This window comes from uncultured Ruegeria sp. (assembly GCF_947504215.1).
Taxonomy (GTDB): Bacteria; Pseudomonadota; Alphaproteobacteria; order Rhodobacterales; family Rhodobacteraceae; genus Ruegeria.
On sequence record NZ_CANNGO010000040.1, the window covers coordinates 1 to 576 of the forward strand.

The window sequence follows — 576 nt, forward strand, 5'->3', positions numbered from 1 at the left end:
CTATGGGCCGTCCCCGATTCAGTTAATTGCGGGGCAGGGGGCTTTGCTGCACCGGCACCGAGGTCAGCATTGAGCCCTTACCGGCCGTTGCGCTTCCGCTGGGATGCTGCGGGTGTAGTCGGCAGGTCACAGCCCATAGCGGAAATTCCCTGACAATTTGAAGAACTTTGATCTCCCTGAGGCACACAACCTTCGATCAAACTGCAGTCTAGACACGTGCAATCCGCTGCTTCAACATACTGTTACTTCATAGCAAGGTGATCGCATGTCCACTAATGTAATTCGTGAGCCGAAGAACGGGCGGACAATTGTGTTTATTCATGGGCTTTTCTCGAACTCTACCACTGCATGGCAAAACCCAAACGGAACCTATTGGCCAAGTCTTGTGAAGGATGATCCAAATTTTGAGGGTTGGGGCATTGTATGCTTTGAATATGATGCTTCGTTTGGGTCGGGAGATTATTCGTTATCTGATGTGGAGGGCTCACTTGAGCAGGAACTAGGCTCCAGACTCATTGATTTACAGCCAGAATAGGACTGTAGCCGCGAGCGCGATGGCGGAGAGGAAGACCTTTG

At 51.2% G+C, this 576-nt stretch carries 1 protein-coding gene; it reads left to right on the plus strand.

Features of this window, described 5'->3' with window-relative positions; all coding sequences use genetic code 11:
* Positions 1 to 265 precede the first annotated feature (265 nt).
* A complete protein-coding gene (locus Q1B21_RS22310; RefSeq protein WP_299893267.1) occupies positions 266 to 535 on the plus strand; it encodes a hypothetical protein in 270 nt (89 codons plus the stop codon).
* Positions 536 to 576 lie beyond the last annotated feature (41 nt).

What these genes read in the sequence shown, in the direction of transcription:
- Q1B21_RS22310 (WP_299893267.1), top strand. Translation starts at nt 266, where the DNA reads ATGTCCACTAATGTAATTCGTGAGCCGAAGAACGGGCGGACAATTGTG.